The following is a 17,789-nucleotide window of genomic DNA, read 5'->3' as shown; positions in this document are numbered from 1 at the left end:
GTGATGTATAACGACATGTGTAAAGAATGAGGAGAGAGCTATCTTGGGCGTACTGAATAAATTATTTGATGGCAACCGGTTCGAAGTCAGATCATTGCGCAAGCAGGCTGAAAAAGTCGATGCTCACCGTTCCACCATGGTGGAATTGAGTGATGCAGAACTTCAGTCCAAAACTGATGAATTCAAGGACCGGTTAAAAGATGTTGAAGATGATGTTAAACAAGAAGAAAAAGTATTGGATGATATATTGCCGGAAGCATTTGCTGTGGTGAGGGAAGCTTCCCGCAGGACACTTGGGCTTGAACCGTTCCTTGTTCAGATCATGGGCGGGATCGCACTCCACAAGGGCGACATTGCAGAGATGAAGACCGGTGAAGGTAAGACACTGACCGCAACAATGCCGGTGTATCTGAATGCACTGACGGGCAAAGGGGTCCATGTGATCACCGTCAACGAATACCTCTCTGCGACACAGATGGAGGAAATGTCGGTGCTGTACAATTTCCTCGGACTGACCGTGGGACTGAACCTGAACCAGAAGAACAGTGAGGAGAAGCGGCACGCTTTTGCACAGGACATCACCTATACGACCAATAACGAACTCGGTTTCGATTATCTGAGGGATAATATGGTGACGTATAAGAAGGACCGTGTGCTGCGTGAACTGAATTATGCGATCATTGACGAGGTCGACTCGATCCTGATCGATGAAGCGCGTACGCCGCTGATCATCTCGGGCAAGGCAGAACAGTCGGATACGCAGTACATGCAGGCGAATGCATTCGTCAAAATGCTTAAGATGGATGAGGACTTCACATATGATGTGAAGACGAAAGGCATACAGCTTACGGAAGACGGTATCCATAAGTCGGAGAAATGGTTCAAGATAGACAACCTGTTCGACGTCAAGCACGTGAACCTGCTGCATCACATCAACCAGGCGCTTAAGGCGAATTTCTCGATGGAGCGGGATGTGGACTATGTGGTGGAGGATGAGAAAGTCGTCATCGTCGACCAGTTCACAGGCCGTACGATGAAAGGCCGCCGCTTTTCGGATGGGCTGCATCAGGCGATTGAAGCTAAGGAAGGCGTCGACATCCAGAATGAATCGAAGACGATGGCATCGATCACCTTCCAGAACTTCTTCAGGCAGTTCAGGAAGCTCTCCGGCATGACGGGTACGGCGAAGACGGAAGAAGAAGAGTTCATCAACATCTATAATATGAAAGTCACCCAGATTCCGACGAATCAGCCGGTCGCCCGTGAGGACCGGACGGATAAGATTTTCTCGAATAAGGAATTCAAATTCAACGCCGTCATTGAAGAAGTGATGGACAGGCACCGTAAGGGCCAGCCGATCCTGATCGGTACGGTCGCGGTCGAGACGAGTGAACTGATTTCCGAACTGCTGCGTAAAAAAGGCATCCGGCACAATGTGCTGAACGCGAAGAACCATGAGCGCGAAGCGGAAATCATCCAGAACGCGGGTAAAAAAGGTGCGGTCACAATCGCCACGAACATGGCGGGCCGCGGTACGGACATCAAACTCGGCGAAGGCGTCAAGGAAGCCGGGGGCCTCGCGGTCATCGGTACTGAACGCCATGAATCCCGCCGTATCGATGATCAGCTGCGCGGCCGTGCAGGCCGTCAGGGCGATGTCGGTGTGAGTACATTCTACCTCTCCCTCGAGGACGATTTGATGAAGCGTTTCGGCTCGGAACGCATCCAGGGCGCGATGAACCGGCTTGGCATGTCCGGCGAGGAACTGACATCGAAGATGATTTCAAGGGCGGTCGAGTCTTCCCAGAAACGTGTGGAAGGAAACAACTTCGATGCGCGTAAGCGCCTGCTCCAGTATGACGATGTGCTGCGGCGCCAGAGGGAGATCATCTATCAGGAGCGTAATGAGATCATCGATAACGAAGATGTGCGTGATCTTTTGATGGGCATGATCGAATCTTCCGTGGAACGTACAGTCGGCTTCTATAATCTTGAGGACGAGGAAAACATCGACTATGATCAGTTCGTGAACACTTTGAATGATCTTTATTTCCGGGAAGAAACGGTCACTGCAGAGGATCTGAAATATAAGGAATCCGATGAGATCATCGAGCTGCTGCTGGAAAAAGTGCGGCATGAACTAGAATTGAAGGAAGAGAAACTCGGCGAAGAGAAGATGCGCCTGTTTGAGCGCATGATGATGCTTCGGACGATGGACAGGAAATGGACGGAGCACATCGATGCGATGGATCAGCTCCGTACCGGGATCCATCTGCGTTCATACGGCCAGATCAACCCGCTCCGTGAATATCAGAATGAAGGGCTCCAGATGTTTGAGGACATGCTTGTTGGTATCGAGGACGATACGGCGAAGTATGTGCTGAAGACACAGGTGAGGTCCGATGAGGAACTGAAGCGTGAGCAGGTCGTATCGAAGAGCGATATGCAGACCGGCGACGGCAAGCCGAAAGTGAAGAAGGCACCGAAGAAAAGGGAAGTCAGAGTCGGACGCAATGACCCGTGTCCATGCGGATCGGGTAAAAAATACAAAAACTGCCATGGGGCGGCATAAAGGAGACTGTTATGGAATTATCAGATATCAAAAACTTTACAGAAGCAAAGAAAGAGAAATTAAAAGACTTTAGGGGGTCTCTTTGACTTAGAAGAAAAAGAGACTCAAATCAGGGAAAATGAAGAAGAGATGCTGCAGCCGGAATTTTGGAATGATCCGGCGGCTGCACAGAAACTGATTGACAGCAACAACCATGTCAAAAAAATTGCAGACGGCTTCAATGAACTGGTGGAACTGATCGATGACATCGAAGTGACACATGAGCTGCTCAAAGAAGAATATGATGAAGATATGAAAGAGATGCTCGATGAAAGCGTCAAGGAAGCAGAAGAGAAGTTCAATGAATATGAGCTGAACATCCTGCTGAGCGACGAGCATGATCATCTCGATGCACTGCTCGAGCTGCATCCCGGCGCCGGCGGCACGGAAAGCCAGGACTGGGCGGAGATGCTCCTCAGAATGTATCAGAGGTATGCCGAGCAGCAGGGCTTCAAAGTCGAGACGATCGATTACCAGGCAGGGGATGAGGCAGGCGTCAAAAGCGTCACACTGTCCGTCAAGGGCCCGAATGCCTACGGCCTCCTGAAGGCGGAGAAGGGCGTCCACCGGCTGGTGAGGATTTCGCCGTTCGACTCCTCGGGCAGAAGGCACACATCCTTCGTTTCATGCGAAGTGACCCCGCAGTTCGACCACGATGACATCGAGATCGAAGTGAGGAGCGAGGACATCAGCGTCGACACCTACCGTTCCAGCGGTGCGGGCGGCCAGCACGTCAACACATCCGATTCCGCGGTTCGTATCACGCACCATGAATCGGGCATCGTCGTGACATGCCAGAACGAAAGGTCCCAGCTCAAAAACCGGGATCAGGCGATGAAGATGCTGAAGTCGAAGCTTTATCAGCGGGAACTGGAAGCCCAGCAGGCTGAGATAGACGCCATCAAAGGCGACCAGAAGGAGATCGGCTGGGGATCCCAGATCCGCTCCTACGTCTTCCATCCTTATTCAATGATCAAGGACCATCGCACGAATCACGAAGTCGGCAATACAGACAAAGTGATGGATGGTGATCTCGGCCCGTTCGTCGAGGCATACCTGCGGCAGAATATATAATGAGAGAATCAGGACACCCTCCGGGGTGTCTTTTTTGTTGGATGTGATGAGCTTGTAGGGCTTCTGATGTTTATTATAGTAGGAGAACGGCTTTTGAAAACGAGCAAGTCGGTGGAAAACGAGGATATGCTCGTATTTTGGTCCCTGGAAACGAGCAAGTCGGTGGAAAACGGGGATATGCTCGTATTTTGATCCCGGAAAACGAGCAAGTTACTGAAAAATGAAGATATGCTCGCATCCTGCCTGCTCCCCGGCTGAAGTGAAGATAGCCCGCCCGAAGAGAAACCACACGCCACGCTCTTAACATTACAAAACATGAAAGGGTGAAATGTTAACAGTGAAACCCCTTACAATCACCTGACCGCTTCATCACCCAGACCCGCCACCTTACCCGAAATCCACTTGAAGTAAAGATTTTTTTAAATTTCACAATGAGTTCATTCTGTAATATTCGTGTCACATTAAAGATGAGAATGCTGTCAAATCAACGTTTATCACTGTAATAAAGTACGTCATATATTACATTCGGCCGTTCTAAATTTCGTTTGTTTTACAATTCCTTTACATCCCACACAACTGAAAATTTCTGTGCTATAGTACTAAACATAGATTTAACAAGGCGGGTACGGCCCATCAGTTACCGTACGAAAATCAGCTTGTTATATATCATTAGGAGGAAATTTTTATTATGAAGAAGACAGTAGTATCAATAGCAACTGTTACAGCGTTGACAGGAATTGCTTCAACTAATATATCAGCAAATGAATATGTACCGGCAGAGGTACAGCAGAACCACGATTATACTTATAACTATGAAACGAATGGCGACAGCTATTCCTACTACTGGTACTATGGAGATACAGACGGCAGCCAGTATGCCAACCAGTATTCATCAAACTCAAACGAAACAGCTTCAGCACAGAATACATACACAGCCGAAGCAGCACCTGCAGTGAACGAAGCACCGGCAGTACAGGAATCATCTGCACCGGCAGTGTCCCAATCATCTTCTGATGTACAGGCACCTGCAGTGTCTCAGTCACAGTCAACTACTGACGTACAGGCACCTGCAGTAGTTGAAACTCCGGCAGCAAGCAGCAGCTCATCATTTACAGGCGGCACTAACTTCTACCCGGGCGGCGAGTGTACATGGTATGCTTTCGAACGTCGTGCAGAACTTGGTAAAGCTGTCAGCGGCAGCTGGGGAAATGCCAGCAACTGGGCAGGCCAGGCAAGTGCACAAGGCCTCACTGTTAACAACTCACCTTCAGTCGGCGCAATCATCCAGACACCTGCAAACACAAATGGTGCATACGGAATGGGTCACGTTGGTGTTGTCGAATCAGTGAACGGCGACGGTTCCATCACGATTTCAGAAATGAACTGGAGCGGCGGCCTCGGCGGAAAAACATTCAGAACACTTTCTGCTTCACAAGCTGCAAGCCACAACTTCATCCACTAAAATCTGTTTTACAGCAGATCAGGATCGGGACTCATGTCCCGGTCCTTTTTTGATGTCCACAAATATTCAACGGTTGCACCGTGTCCGGGCGGTGATGTTGTGTTAAAATAATTGCAATAACTATACTGGGGAAGTTTTTGATATGAACAGGAAACGTATACTCATCATCATTGCCGCCGCCGCAGGTGCGCTCCTCATCGGTGCTGCCATCGGTGCAGTGCTGAACTACTCGGAAGACCAGTTCGACAACCAGGCACTGGAAACGCTCAAGTCCACGGAAGGCAGGGACAACCATCATGCCGTCGGCGGAAACATCATGGAAAATGATCTCACGGAGATCATGAATGCAAATGCGGGTTTTAATGATATCATAGGGAATAATGAAGTGACGGTCGTCAATTTCTTCGCCTCATGGTGTGACCCATGCAAGCGGGAAACGCCGGCGCTCAATGAATACCACAACGAGCACCTGGACGAACCGATCGACATCATCGGTGTCAACATCAGCGACAGCGATGCCAACCGGGATGCGTTCCTGGAAGAGTTTGAAGTGCAGTATCCGGTCTTCGAATTCGAAGATGAGGACCAGGCGCTGTCGGATCACCAGATCCATCTGATGCCGACGACTTTCTTCGTCGACAGCGAAGGTGAGATCATCCGGGCATATATCGGCGAAGTGTCGCCGGAACTCGTGACGAACTATATAAATTACGTTAAGGAGGCATCCTGATGGGTGTGCATCAGTATTTTAAAAGCTTGAATGATTTAGAGAAGTTGATCCGCTGTCCCGGGAAATTCAAATATCAGGAACATAATGTGGCAGCACATTCTTTCAAGGTGACGAAAATTGCCCAGTATCTCGGTACGGTCGAGGAGCACAGCGGCACGGACGTCGACTGGAAAGCCCTGTATGAGAAGGCTTTGAACCATGACTATCCTGAAATCTTCACAGGCGACATAAAAACACCTGTAAAGTATGCATCAAGTGAGCTCAACACCCTGTTCAGGGAAGTCGAGGAGACGATGACGGTCAGATTCATCGAGGCGGAGTTCCCGGAGTCGTACCAGAAAGAATACAAAAGGCGCCTGAAGGAAGGGAAGGATGATTCGATAGAAGGACAGATACTGTCGGTGGCGGATAAAGTCGATCTGCTCTATGAATCGTTCGGGGAGATCCAGAAGAGGAACCCCGAGAAGCTTTTCTTTGAAATGTATGAGAATTCCCTGATCACGATCAAACAGTATTCACACCTTGCATGCGTGCAGGATTTCATCAACAATATTTTAACCGAAATGCTGAAAGAGCCGTTCATCCCGAAGACCGAACTCCTCGACATCACGGAGTCGATCCTCAATAAGGAGCTATGATGTATGGATTTGTTCTGGTATATGATGGCCCTGGTCGCGCCGGCCGTCACGGTGGTGATTTTTGCCAGGCTGACGCGGAATAAGTATGTCGCTGTCATACTGACATTCATCCTGTTCGCCGTGTCGATATACAGAGGATTCTATAACTCCGAATGGGTCATATATCTGGATGCGATCTCGATCGTCATCGGCTATATGCTCGTTGAATTATACAATATAGATAAAGTGGAAGATGAGTAGAGATGACCGAACAAATGTTTGTCGTTGATGCTCATTTTTTGTTAAAATAAAGTACACGATTATTTTTCGGAGGCGTATTTATGGCTAATTTTGAATTGGTTTCCAAATTTGAGCCGGCAGGCGACCAGCCCAAGGCAATCGAAGAACTGACAAGACAGATCAAATCCGGCCAGCGGCACCAGACACTGCTTGGTGCAACAGGTACCGGAAAAACATATACGATGAGCCAGATCATAAAAAAGGTGGGCAAACCCACGCTGATCATCGCGCACAATAAAACTCTCGCCGGGCAGCTTTACGGCGAATTCAAAGAATTTTTCCCGAATAACAGGGTAGAGTATTTTGTAAGTTACTATGACTATTACCAGCCTGAAGCATACGTGCCACATACGGATACATTCATCGAAAAGGATGCATCCATCAACGATGAAATCGATAAGCTCAGGCACAGTGCAACGAGCGCTTTATTCGAAAGGGATGATGTCATCATCATCGCTTCGGTCAGCTGCATATACGGCCTCGGTAACCCGGAAGAATACCGCGACATGGTCGTGAGTGTTCGTGTCGGCATGGAGATGGACCGCAACGAATTTTTAAGGAAGCTCGTCGACATCCAGTATTCAAGGAATGACATCGACTTCCAGCGGGGTACGTTCCGGGTGCGCGGCGACATCGTCGAAGTCTTCCCGGCCTCCCGTGATGAACAGTGCATCCGGGTTGAATTCTTCGGTGACGAAGTCGACCGTATAAGGGAGATCAATTACCTGACTGGGGAAGTCCTCCACGAGAGGGAGCACTTCGCCATATTCCCGGCCTCCCACTTCGTTACGCGTGAAGAGAAGATGCGCGTGGCGATCGAGCGCATCGAAAGGGAACTCGAGGAGCGCCTCAAGGAACTGCGCGACGACAATAAACTGCTCGAAGCTCAGCGGCTCGAACAGAGGACGAATTACGACCTTGAAATGATGCGGGAGATGGGATTCTGCTCCGGCATCGAAAACTATTCGGTGCATTTGACGCTGCGTCCGATGGGTTCGACGCCTTATACGCTGATGGATTATTTCGATGACTTCCTCATCATGATCGACGAATCCCATGTGACGCTCCCCCAGATCAGGGGGATGTTCAACGGGGACAAGGCGCGTAAACAGGTGCTCGTGGACCACGGCTTCAGGCTGCCGAGCGCCCTCGACAACCGGCCGCTGCAGTTCAGTGAATTCGAGGAGAAGGCCCGGCAGCTTCTGTATGTATCGGCCACTCCGGGTCCTTACGAGCTTGAACACACCGAGAAGATGGTCGAACAGATCATCCGTCCGACCGGACTGATCGACCCCACTGTCGATGTCCGGCCGACCGAACATCAGATCGATGATCTGCTCGAAGAAATCGTCAAAAGGAGCGAGCGCAACGAGCGTGTGCTGATCACGACACTGACGAAGAAGATGTCGGAGGACCTCACCACTTATCTGAAAGAGGCGGGTGTGAAAGTCCAGTACCTGCATTCGGAAGTGAAGACACTCGAACGGATCGAGATCATACGGGAACTGCGGCTCGGCACTTATGACGTGCTCGTCGGGATCAACCTGCTCCGTGAAGGGCTCGATATACCGGAAGTCTCGCTTGTCGCGATACTCGATGCGGACAAGGAAGGATTCCTCCGTTCGAACCGCTCGCTGATCCAGATCATGGGGCGTGCCGCGAGGAACAGCGAGGGCCACGTCATCATGTATGCCGACAAAGTCACCGACTCCATGCAGTATGCATTGGATGAAACATCAAGGCGCCGGGAAATCCAGAGGGCTTACAATGAAGAGCACGGCATCACACCGACGACCATCAAAAAAGATGTCAGGGAAGCGATCAGCGCAGAAGTTGAAGTCAAGGAAGACAGGGAAAAATCGTCAGGCAAGCGGAAGAAGATGACGAAAAAAGAGAGAGAGAAAACAATGGAACAGCTCGAGCGCGATATGAAGCAGGCAGCCAAGGACCTGGACTTCGAAACGGCCTCGGAGCTGCGTGACGCACTGTTTGAACTCCAGGCAGAAGGGTGAACTCTATGAAGAATAAAAATATAAGCATCAAAGGTGCAAGACAGCATAACCTTAAAGATATCGACGTCGAGATCCCGCGTGATCAGCTCATCGTCATGACGGGGCTTTCGGGATCCGGCAAATCATCGCTCGCTTTCGATACCATTTATGCAGAAGGGCAGCGGCGCTATGTCGAATCATTGAGTGCATATGCACGGCAGTTTCTGGGACAGATGGAAAAGCCCGATGTCGATTCGATCGAGGGGCTCTCGCCCGCCATCGCAATCGACCAGAAGACGACGAGCAACAACCCGCGTTCAACGGTTTCGACCATCACTGAAATCTATGATTACCTGAGGCTGCTGTATGCACGTGCGGGGACGCCGTACTGTCCGAACCACGGTGTCGAAATCAGCTCCCAGACGGTCCAGGAAATGGTGGACCGTGTGATGGAACTGCCTGAACGGTCGAAGATCCAGGTGTTCGCACCGATCATCCACGGCAGGAAGGGCCAGCATAAGAAACTGCTGGAATCCCTGAGTAAGGAAGGTTTCGCAAGGGTGCTCGTCAACGGGGAGATTTATGACATCGAAGAAGTGCCCGAACTCAATAAAAACCAGAAGCACAACATTGAACTCGTCATCGACCGTCTTGTCGTACGCGACGGTGTGGAAGCGCGTCTCGGCGATTCGCTTCAGACGGCGCTTGAAAAAGGCGAAGGCAACATCGTGATCAATGTCATCGACGGGGAGGACATGTTCTTCTCGGAAAATTACGCCTGTCCGCTGTGCGGCTTCACGGTGCCTGAAATGGAACCGAGGCTGTTTTCATTCAACGCACCGTACGGTGCATGCAAAGAATGTGACGGTCTCGGGATGAAGATGGCGGTGAACGAGAAGCTCGTCATCCCGGATGACAGCCTTACGCTTGAAGAGGGTGCACTCGTTCCGTGGGAACCGATTTCCTCCGGCTATTATCCGCAGCTTCTGAAGCAGACATGTGAACACTTCAACATCGATATGGGCACACCTTTCAAAGCGCTCAGCAAGAAGGAACGCAAACTTTTATTGTATGGTTCGAAAAGTGAAGTCGTCACCTACAGGTTCAGGCAGGAGAACGGTGTGGAGCGGACGAGGAAGATGGCGTTCGAAGGTGTCATAAATAATATAGAACGCAGATACCGGGACAGCCCGTCCGAATATACACGTGATGTCATGAGCCGTTATATGCGGGAGACGGCGTGCCAGTCATGTAAAGGTTACCGCCTCAGCGATGAAGCGCTGGCCGTCAAAGTCGACGGGCGCCATATCGGTGAAACTGTCGACCAGCCTGTCAATGATGCACTGGAATTCTTCAGCGGCCTTGAGCTGTCGCGCCAGAACCGCTCCATCGCGGCACCGATACTGAAGGAAATCGATGAACGGCTCCTGTTCCTTAGGAATGTCGGGCTCGACTATCTGACATTGAACCGCAGAAGCGGCACATTGTCCGGGGGCGAGGCACAGCGCATACGCCTCGCGACACAGATCGGCTCGAGGCTGAGCGGTGTATTGTACATTTTGGATGAGCCTTCAATCGGCCTGCATCAGCGGGATAATGAGCGGCTCATCAGCACATTGAAGGATATGCGGGATCTCGGCAACACCTTGATCGTCGTCGAGCACGATGAAGATACGATGCTTGCAAGCGACTACCTGATCGACATCGGGCCGGGTGCGGGTGAGCACGGCGGAGAAATCATGGCTTCAGGCACGCCTGAAGAAGTCATGAATGATGAGAATTCGATCACCGGGCTTTATTTGAGCGGAAAACGCCAAATACCGCTTCCGGAAAACTACCGCAAACCCGACCCTGAGCGGATGATCCGCATACGGGGTGCGCGTGAAAACAATCTGAAGAATATCGATGTGGATATACCGATGGGCATTATGAACCTTGTTACGGGCGTATCAGGGTCGGGCAAGAGCACACTCATCAACGAAATCGTCTATAAGGCACTGCACCAAGAATTGTATAAATCCAAACAGATCCCGGGCGAGCATGACAGCATCACGATGCCTGACAAACTGGAGAAGATCATCGACATCGACCAGTCGCCGATCGGCCGGACGCCGCGGAGCAACCCCGCGACATATACGGGCGTCTTCGACGATGTCCGTGATGTGTTTGCACAGACGAATGAAGCGAAAGTGCGCGGCTATCAGAAAGGCCGGTTCAGCTTCAACGTGAAGGGCGGACGCTGCGAGGCCTGCAGGGGCGACGGCATCATCAAGATCGAAATGCATTTCCTCCCTGATGTCTTCGTCCCTTGTGAAGTGTGTGACGGCAAACGTTACAATCGGGAGACGCTCGAAGTCAAATACAAGGATAAAAGCATTGCGGACGTCCTTGAGATGACGGCGGAAGAAGCTTTCTACTTCTTTGAAAACCTTCCGAAGATCAAGCGCAAGATCAAAACGCTCGTCGATGTCGGACTCGGCTATGTCCGCCTCGGACAGCCGGCGACGACGCTGTCGGGCGGGGAGGCGCAGCGCGTCAAACTTGCCTCCGAACTGCACAAACGCTCGAACGGGCGCTCGCTTTATATACTGGACGAACCGACGACCGGCCTCCATTCCGAAGATATAGGGAAGCTGATCAAGGTGCTCCAGAGACTGGTGGACAACGGGGATACAGTCATCATCATCGAACATAACCTCGATGTCATCAAAGTTGCGGATAATATCATCGACCTGGGGCCTGAAGGTGGTGTCGGTGGCGGAACAATTGTCGTTGATGGTACAATTGAAGATGTCATAAACGAGCCGGCGAGCCATACGGGGCATCATCTAAAAAAATGGTTGAACAGAAACCATCAGGAGGTTAATCATGGACAGTAAAGAACGTATTTTGAAGATGTTAGAAGAGGGCAAGATCACTTCCGAAGAAGCCATACGCCTCATGGAAACCATGGATAAGAGGGAAAATGCGAACCAGTCGACTTCCGCAGATGACGCTGAACAGGAGAAGAAAACCGGTGATGAGTATTGGGACGGCGGTATGGTCAACGATCTCTTCCAGCAGTTCATGGGTGAGGTCAACAAATACGTGAAGCCTGATAAACTGAACAAGACCTACAAGGACGTCAATGAACGGGCCAGCAGGACATATCAGGATATGAGGACGAAATTCGACAGCAACCAGCAGGCTTCCCAGGTGTTCAAATCGGTGGAACGCGCTTTTGATTCCGTCAAAAACACGAACTTCGATTCGGTGTTTTCAGGCGGTGCAAAAAACCGGCTGATTGAAACACTTGATGAACCGTTCTCTTCGATATCACTCGATATCACGAACGGTGACATCAAAATCGTGCCGACGGACCGTGTCCAGACTGCAAAATTTGAAGTGACACCTTTCTACAGGAAACTCGACACCAAAAGGAACTATTTCCAGGACATCATCTGTGAAGTCAAAAATGATGAGCTGATCATCGTCTCGGATATCCGCGCAGCGAAGGTGAATGTCGAACTCAACCTGAGCCCGGAGAACATAAGACGGATGATCGTGACCGGCTCGAACGGAAACGTCTTCCTGAAAGACCAGGAAATCAAGGATCTCACGGTTGATGTGCTGAACGGAAACGTCAAACTTGAAGACACCGTGACCGAGAATGCCTTCGTCCGGACTTCAAAAGGGAACATCTCCGTTGAAAAGGGCGCTTACGGCAATGTGGAGCTGATATCGATGGTCGGAACGATCAACACCGATCAGTTCAATGCAAAGGACATCACGGTGTCGGCCAACGGCTCCGTGAACATGACGCTCCAGAGCACGACGGACTCCGCCACGATCACCACCAACATGGGCAGCGTCAATTTGAGCATCCCGCAGGGGCGCCCGCTGGAAGGCAGGCTCTCGACCGTGGTGGGTCAGCTGAACTATCCGCCTGAAGTGGATGCGAGATTCATGAAGCACCAGGACTTCGGGCTGAAGGAATTGATGCTCGTGAATGATTCCGATGAACCCGGACTGTTCATAGAGGTCAGCACAAAGTTCGGCAGTGTAACTTTGCACAGAAGTTGATGATTGATGAAAAAGGCCGGAATATTCCGGTCCTTTTTATTTTGCTGCAGCTGTTTTTGGGGTAAGATGATACTTAACATTAGGAATTCAAGAGGTGATTACATGTTGACGGTACACGAACTGGTTGAGCAGTTCACTTTGAAGGTGGTGGCGGGCAATGACGGTCTGACCAACGAAATCAAAAACTATGATATTTCACGTCCGGCATTGGAAATCGGGGGCTATTTCTCCCATTATTCATCGGACCGGGTGCAGATCCTCGGTATGACGGAGATTTCATTCTTCGAGAGGATGCTGACCGATAAAGACCGGGAAGACCGCTCAAAGCGCCTCTGCCGCAAGGAGACGCCATGCATCGTGCTGGCGCGCCAGCTGCCCCCGCCGCTGGAACTGATAGAAGCATGTAACGCCAGCAACACCCCCTTGCTTGTCACCGAGGCCAACACGACGACGTTTTATTCAAAGCTTTCAAACTATCTTGAAAAAGCGCTGGCACCGGAGACGAACAGGCACGGCGTGCTCGTTGATGTATATGGGATCGGTGTGCTGATCACCGGGGAGAGCGGCATCGGCAAGAGTGAAACCGCACTTGAACTGGTGAAGAACGGCCACCGGCTTGTCGCCGATGACAATGTCGAGATCAAGGAAGTTTCGGATAATGTCCTGATGGGCAGTGCGCCGAAGCTCATCCAGAACCTGCTTGAAATCCGCGGCCTCGGAATCATAAATGTGATGACCCTGTTCGGGGCGGGCTGCATACTGGCGGAGAAGAGGATCATGCTGAACGTCAACCTCGAGCCCTGGGAAAAGGGCAGGGATTATGACAGGGTCGGGCTCGACCGGAAGAAACTTTCGATATTGAACTCCGAAATCGAGATGCGCACCATTCCGATCCGTCCGGGCAGAAGCCTCGCCGGCATCATCGAAGTGGCCGCGATGAACTACCGCCTGCGCCACATGGGATATGACGCGGCGGCGGAATTCAATGACCGGCTGAACAAGCAGATCAAACTCAACGGAGGACTGGAAAATGATTTATAATATACAGCCGCTCGACCCCGTACTCATCTCCCTCGGTCCGCTGGACCTCAGATGGTATGGTGTCATCATAGCATTCGGCATGCTGCTCGGATTCCTCATCGCGAACCGGGAAGCGAATAAGAAGAACATGCCTGAAGGCATGTTCGTCGATCTGATGTTTTACATAATTTTATTTTCACTGATCGGGGCGAGATTGTATTATGTCCTGTTCAACCTGGACTACTACCTCCAGGACCCGATTTCAATCATCATGGTCAATGAAGGCGGTATGGCGATCCACGGCGGGCTGATCGGGGGCATACTCGCAGGCCTCATATACTGCCGAAGGAAAAACCTGAGCTTCTTCCAGGTGGCGGACATCGCGGCACCGAGCCTGATCCTCGGACAGGCGATCGGCAGATGGGGCAACTTCATGAACCAGGAGGCCCACGGCGGCGAAGTGACGCGGGGCTTCCTTGAATCACTGATGCTCCCTGAATTCATCATCAACCAGATGTACATCGACGGCAGCTACTACCATCCGACATTCCTGTACGAATCGGTATGGAACATCATCGGTTTCGTCATCCTGCTGCTGCTCAGGCCGAAGCTTAAAATCGGCCAGACGATGCTGCTCTACCTGATCTACTACTCGGTCGGCCGCTTCTTCATAGAGGGCATGCGCACCGACAGCCTGATGATCGGGGATCTGCTCAGGACCGCACAGGTCGTGTCAATACTCACCATCATCGCAGCCATTGCCATATGGATCTACCGCAGCAATAAATACAACCTGCCGAAATACGGCGACGTGGACGGCATATACGATCCGGACGGCAAACGCCGGAAAAAACGTTCCGGACCGAAAAGCCGGACTGTAAGCAAGGATCATAATAAGAAACATAAAAGGAAGAAATGATATGAGGAATACGACACGCTACAAAGTCGGGAAATATAATCCACTATGGAATCTGTACCGGACGGTCTCCTTCTTTAAAGTCGTCAAAAACTTCATCATCATCGAAATCGGGCGGTACTGTCCGTCCACAAGGCTGAAACATCTTTTGTACCGGAAATTTTTGAAGATGGATCTCGGGGAGAAGGTCTCGTTTGCCTATAAGGCGATGCCGGACCTGATGCACCCGGAACGGATCCACATTGGCAACAACAGCATAATCGGTTATAATACTGTAATATTGACCCATGAATATTTAGTAGATGAATACAGGCTCGGGGATGTCCATATAGGAGACAATACGATGATCGGCGCAAACGTGACCGTCCTGCCGGGCGTCACCATCGGCAGCAATTCGAGCGTCGGTGCAGGTGCCGTCGTGTCGAAGGATATCCCGGATGATTCGAGCTGTTATGGGAATCCACTTGTGATAAGGAGCAATAAAGATGAATGATAGAAAAGTAATCCCCTTCAATCAAAGTGGTTCATTTTACTTCAATCAAGGACTGAAAAAAATAGATCAGCAGAAAAAGGGCGACGCCCTGAAGAACTTCGAGAAGGCATTTAATGCAGATGAAGATAATCTCGCTTATTTGTCACAGTATGTATATCTGCTCGCAGAAAATGGAAGGCATGCTGAAGCTGAATATTTACTGATCAACAAATTCATTCAGCATCAATATGATGCTGAATTTTATTTTATACTCAGCCAGCTGTTCGTCATCACGAACGACCCCAATAAGGCATTCCTGTTCGGCGTGGAATATGCGAAGCATTTCCCGGAGGCGGGGTATCATGAAGAGCTCGAGAACATGTTCGAGCTGGCGATCGAAGACGAGGAGGAAGTTGAGAAGGAGGCTGAGCGGTTCGTCAGCCACCACATCTTCCAGCATCTGTTCATGAACGCCCGCATAGAGGAGTCGCTTGAATATTTATCGATGCTGCCCCTCGACCTTCAGGAAGAACGCACTTTCAGGAACCTGAAGGCGATGGCCTATTTGTTTTTGAATCAATTTGATGAAGCTTATGAACTGCTGCGTCAGCTGCACATGGAGGACAAGACCGATATGCACGCCCTCAGCCATCTGACGCTGCTGTACTACCATACGGGCCGGGAAGCGGAATTCGAAGCCAACTTAAAGAAGATGGAAGTGGTCGAACCGCTCGATGATGATTCGAGGTTCAAGGTGGGCCTTGTGCTCAACTTCCTTAAACAGTACTCCAGATCTTATGAACTGCTGTATCCGCTGTATAAAAATCAGCAGTACATCAGTTTCCAGCTGCTGCATGCATTGAGTTTTGCGAGCTATCACACGGGCAGGGAGGAAGAGGCGCGGATGTTCTGGGAGAAGATGCAGAACTTCCATGCGGTCAGTGATGTATACAGCCCCTGGGAGAAAGAGCGGGCGGCGGACCTGATCACCGTCACGGCCGAAACCCACCTTCATGAGGACGATGTCCATCTGAGGCTGCTCGGCCTTTACAAGCTTCACCTCATCAGGCCGAGGGATGCGATTCTCGGCCACCCTGTATGGGAGACGATTGAAGCGCTGGATGATTATGAAAAGCTGTATGTCACTTTCCTTTTCCAGGGCGTCAAGCTCGTCAGGCTCGGGAAGATGCACAACGGCCTCGAAATATTGAGGGGTGCCGGCTATGAGGGAGATGAAGATCTGCTGCAGTGGATCGACACTTTCCATCTTTTGTATGACAGGATCAAAGACTTCGAAGACATCCCTTCACTCGTCGCAGCGACGGTTTATTTATATCCAAAAGGCAGAAAGATCACGAAAAAAAGCATGACGGAAGAGTTCGGGATCACTTCATACAGGCTGAACAAAGCGATCGGAATGATCAAGCAGATATGATGAAAATGCCCTTGGAAATGTTTATAATATTGAATGGTATGAAATGACAACTGAAATGATCATCAGAAAGTTAGGAGATTTGAAATGGCGGAAGAAAAAGTACATGATGTTGTAATAATCGGTGCCGGACCGGCGGGCATGACAGCTGCCGTCTATGCATCGAGGGCCAATCTGGATACGGTGATGCTTGAAAGAGGCGTACCGGGCGGACAGATGGCAAACACGGAGGATGTTGAAAACTATCCGGGATATGATTTCATCACGGGGCCGGAATTATCCTCAAAAATGTTTGAACATGCACAGAAATTCGGTGCACAGTATAAATACGGTGACATCAAGTCGGTGGAGGATCACGGGGAGTATAAAATCCTGAAGACATCCTCTGAAGAAATCAAGACGAAGACGGTCATCATCGCAACGGGTGCTGAGTATAAGAAGATCGGCGTGCCGGGTGAAGATACACTCGCAGGGCGCGGTGTGAGCTACTGTGCGGTCTGTGACGGCGCGTTCTTCAAAGAGCGTGAACTCGTCGTGATCGGCGGCGGCGACTCGGCTGTGGAAGAGGGTGTGTACCTGACGAAGTTCGCAAGCAAGGTGACGATCGTCCACAGACGTAATGAGCTGCGTGCCCAGAAGATCCTTCAGGACCGTGCATTCAAAAATGAAAAGATCGAATTCATTTGGGATACGGAACTGCAGACGATCAACGGGGATGACAAAGTCAAGAGTGTGACGCTCCTCGATAAAAACACCGGAAACAAATATGATTACGATGCCGACGGCGTGTTCGTCTACATCGGCATGAAGCCTTTGACGCAGCCGTTCGAAGATCTCGGCATCCTGAATGAGCTGAACTATATAGAGGCGAACTCCGAAATGGAGACGAGTGTTCCGGGGATCTTTGCCGCAGGTGACGTGATCGACAAGACGCTCCGTCAAATCGTTACAGCAACAGGCGACGGCAGTGTCGCCGCAGAAAATGCCCAGAAGTATATCGAAACGCTGGCGGACTGACCGCTGAAGAAGGCAAACTGAAATGTTTTGCCTTCTTTTTGCTTTGCTTTCATGGAAGGGCGGGTGCCGGAGGCGGTGGATGCGA

At 50.6% G+C, this 17,789-nt stretch carries 14 protein-coding genes; all 14 read left to right on the top strand.

Annotated features, from left to right (window positions below; translation table 11 throughout):
• Positions 1-43 precede the first annotated feature (43 nt).
• The 14 genes from secA to trxB all read left to right on the top strand — a co-directional run bounded on the left by secA (position 44) and on the right by trxB (position 17,704).
• Positions 44-2,572, top strand: a complete 2,529-nt coding sequence (gene secA / locus CRN96_RS11355) for a preprotein translocase subunit SecA (RefSeq protein ID WP_097042257.1) — start codon at positions 44-46, stop codon at positions 2,570-2,572.
• 11 nt (positions 2,573-2,583) lie between these two features.
• A protein-coding gene (gene prfB / locus CRN96_RS11350; RefSeq protein ID WP_179647207.1) for a peptide chain release factor 2 occupies positions 2,584-3,685 on the top strand; the annotation gives its coding sequence in 2 pieces (ribosomal slippage) (positions 2,584-2,655 and positions 2,657-3,685; 1,101 coding nt in all).
• A 688-nt stretch (positions 3,686-4,373) separates the two neighbouring features.
• Positions 4,374-5,147: a CHAP domain-containing protein gene (locus CRN96_RS11345; RefSeq protein WP_097042253.1), complete on the top strand. Its 774-nt coding sequence runs from the start codon at positions 4,374-4,376 to the stop codon at positions 5,145-5,147.
• A gap of 142 nt (positions 5,148-5,289) precedes the next feature.
• Positions 5,290-5,877, top strand: coding sequence for a TlpA family protein disulfide reductase (locus CRN96_RS11340; protein WP_097042251.1), 588 nt, complete (start codon positions 5,290-5,292; stop codon positions 5,875-5,877).
• On the top strand, positions 5,877-6,515 hold the full coding sequence (locus CRN96_RS11335; protein ID WP_097042249.1) for a YfbR-like 5'-deoxynucleotidase: 639 nt from the start codon (positions 5,877-5,879) through the stop codon (positions 6,513-6,515). The genes CRN96_RS11340 and CRN96_RS11335 overlap by 1 nt, the downstream gene beginning before the upstream one ends.
• Positions 6,516-6,518: 3 nt before the next feature.
• Complete coding sequence (locus CRN96_RS11330; RefSeq protein WP_097042247.1) at positions 6,519-6,755, top strand: DUF2198 family protein; 237 nt, start codon at positions 6,519-6,521, stop codon at positions 6,753-6,755.
• Between the two features lie 80 nt (positions 6,756-6,835).
• Positions 6,836-8,806 carry an excinuclease ABC subunit UvrB gene (gene uvrB / locus CRN96_RS11325; RefSeq protein WP_097042245.1) on the top strand — a complete coding sequence of 657 codons (1,971 nt, stop codon included), beginning with the start codon at positions 6,836-6,838 and terminating at the stop codon, positions 8,804-8,806.
• A 5-nt stretch (positions 8,807-8,811) separates the two neighbouring features.
• On the top strand, positions 8,812-11,664 hold the full coding sequence (gene uvrA / locus CRN96_RS11320) for an excinuclease ABC subunit UvrA (protein WP_097042243.1): 2,853 nt from the start codon (positions 8,812-8,814) through the stop codon (positions 11,662-11,664).
• Positions 11,654-12,847, top strand: a complete 1,194-nt coding sequence (locus CRN96_RS11315; protein ID WP_097042241.1) for a DUF4097 family beta strand repeat-containing protein — start codon at positions 11,654-11,656, stop codon at positions 12,845-12,847. Before uvrA ends, CRN96_RS11315 begins: the two co-directional genes overlap by 11 nt.
• A gap of 102 nt (positions 12,848-12,949) precedes the next feature.
• The gene (hprK, locus tag CRN96_RS11310) at positions 12,950-13,888 is read left to right on the top strand and encodes an HPr(Ser) kinase/phosphatase (RefSeq protein ID WP_097042238.1); all 939 of its coding nucleotides are present in this window, start codon (positions 12,950-12,952) and stop codon (positions 13,886-13,888) included.
• Positions 13,878-14,786: a prolipoprotein diacylglyceryl transferase gene (lgt, locus tag CRN96_RS11305; protein WP_097042236.1), complete on the top strand. Its 909-nt coding sequence runs from the start codon at positions 13,878-13,880 to the stop codon at positions 14,784-14,786. The genes hprK and lgt overlap by 11 nt, the downstream gene beginning before the upstream one ends.
• Position 14,787: 1 nt before the next feature.
• The gene (locus CRN96_RS11300; RefSeq protein WP_097042233.1) at positions 14,788-15,276 is read left to right on the top strand and encodes an acyltransferase; all 489 of its coding nucleotides are present in this window, start codon (positions 14,788-14,790) and stop codon (positions 15,274-15,276) included.
• On the top strand, positions 15,269-16,690 hold the full coding sequence (locus CRN96_RS11295) for a tetratricopeptide repeat protein (protein ID WP_097042231.1): 1,422 nt from the start codon (positions 15,269-15,271) through the stop codon (positions 16,688-16,690). The genes CRN96_RS11300 and CRN96_RS11295 overlap by 8 nt, the downstream gene beginning before the upstream one ends.
• Positions 16,691-16,774: 84 nt before the next feature.
• Positions 16,775-17,704 (top strand): thioredoxin-disulfide reductase, encoded by a 930-nt coding sequence (trxB, locus tag CRN96_RS11290; RefSeq protein ID WP_097042229.1) that lies wholly within the window; start codon positions 16,775-16,777, stop codon positions 17,702-17,704.
• Positions 17,705-17,789: the final 85 nt, after the last annotated feature.

This window comes from Salinicoccus kekensis, assembly GCF_900220995.1.
GTDB lineage: Bacteria > Bacillota > Bacilli > Staphylococcales > Salinicoccaceae > Lacicoccus > Lacicoccus kekensis.
Note: the sequence above shows the minus strand (reverse complement) of the source record. Positions and strands in the feature narration are given on the sequence as shown.